The sequence below is a fragment of the Clostridium sp. genome (genome assembly GCF_051656525.1).
Classification (GTDB): domain Bacteria; phylum Bacillota; class Clostridia; order Clostridiales; family Clostridiaceae; genus Clostridium.
The window spans coordinates 1-1,479 of the sequence record NZ_JBOGCC010000045.1; the positions used below are offsets into that span (position 1 = coordinate 1).

The window sequence follows — 1,479 nt, forward strand, 5'->3', positions numbered from 1 at the left end:
CTTTCACTAATGTATTTAAGTGTTTGAATACCACCATTTGTAGGGGTTTCTATTTCGTTCACCCCTTTACAATGGTCTCTAATTGCTTTTTGAGGATTTGAATATCCAAGTGATATTGCAACATCTTTAGCAACAAACCATTCCTTGTCTCCAATCTTTGCAACTCTAACCTCACCAAACTCTTCATTGTTGAAAACCATTAAATCTTTTTTCATATCATTTATTCCTTTCTTTACCCTTGTGGTATTTTACTGATTACTAATATTGTGATTGAATTGCCACCATGGTTTAATTAAATCACAATAAATTTTGTTCATTACTGTTTAATGTGGTTTTTGGTTTTATCCATAACAACCACCTCTTTTGTTTTATATATATATATATTATATCATATGCTTGATTAAGTGTCAACCACTTTTTATTTGCATTATTTTATCCTATAAGGTGGCTGACAAATGTACCCATATAATTAGTCAAGTGAATGATTAAAACGTCTGTATGAGCTTATTAGGTGGTCAAAAAGATAGGTTTGATATAACATACTCCAATGCTTCATCTCTTCTTATATACTTTTTATTATAATACTTGCAAATCTCTTCAATGCGTTTTAGTGATAACTCATCTTTTCCAAAATAATCAAATGTATGTTTGTAATTTAAATAAATGCACTCTTCAAGTATTTTTTCTACAACAAGAAAATCAAATTGTTTATTTTCTATTCTAACACCAAAACTATCATATAACAAATAACAATCACCTTCAATGCTTGTCACTATTCCTTTATTTATTAAATCTTCAATGGTTTTAATATTTTTAAGATTATCCAAATATTCTATAATTGAAAATGAAAATCTTTTCAAGTTTGCAAAGTTGCTACTAATTGTTGTACCATTTTTCAAAGAATTTACAAAATTGTATAAAAATCTCCCCTCTTTGAACATTACATTCATTATCTCTCCTTCTCTTTTTTTATCTTCGGTTTCTTCAAGTATTATATATTCAAAGTTTTTATTGTTTTCATTATAATCATTTTGTAAAAACATGTTTTTATGTTTGTTTGCTTTAAGCGCTGATTCATGTGATTTAATTCTTTTTTGTATATCTTTTGAAAATCCTATATATAGTTTTAATCCATTTTTTATTGCATAAACTCCACTTGTTTTCATAATAACTCTCCTTTTATTTAGAATGGTAAAGAACTTTCAATTTCATTTGTTTTGTTTGTTTTTATTCTACTTTTCCTATAAGGTAGTATGAACTTATTGTAATATCCAACCCAATCAGCTCCCTCTTCCACAACCCTCTTAGCATATTCAAGTGTTAACTCATCTTCATAAAGGAGTTCCCTTGGAAAGAAATATCTAGTTGAAAATGATCTATCTCCTTTCTTTGTCAATACATATCCAAATTCCTCAAAAAATGAAATAATCTTTATTACAGTTGGCTTTGATATTTTTGTTTCCTCTACTATTGTACTTA

General features: G+C 27.4%; 3 protein-coding genes. All 3 read right to left on the bottom strand.

From position 1 onward, the window contains the following. Window positions 1-215, bottom strand: a 215-nt coding sequence (locus ACRDDY_RS01395) for a BRO-N domain-containing protein (protein WP_438563179.1), incomplete at its 3' end; no start/stop codon positions are given. 300 nt (window positions 216-515) lie between these two features. Then, window positions 516-1,166, bottom strand: coding sequence for a GIY-YIG nuclease family protein (locus ACRDDY_RS01400; RefSeq protein ID WP_438563180.1), 651 nt, complete (start codon window positions 1,164-1,166; stop codon window positions 516-518). Window positions 1,167-1,183: 17 nt separating this feature from the next. After that, window positions 1,184-1,479: hypothetical protein (locus ACRDDY_RS01405; protein WP_438563181.1), on the bottom strand; the 296-nt coding region annotated here is incomplete at its 5' end.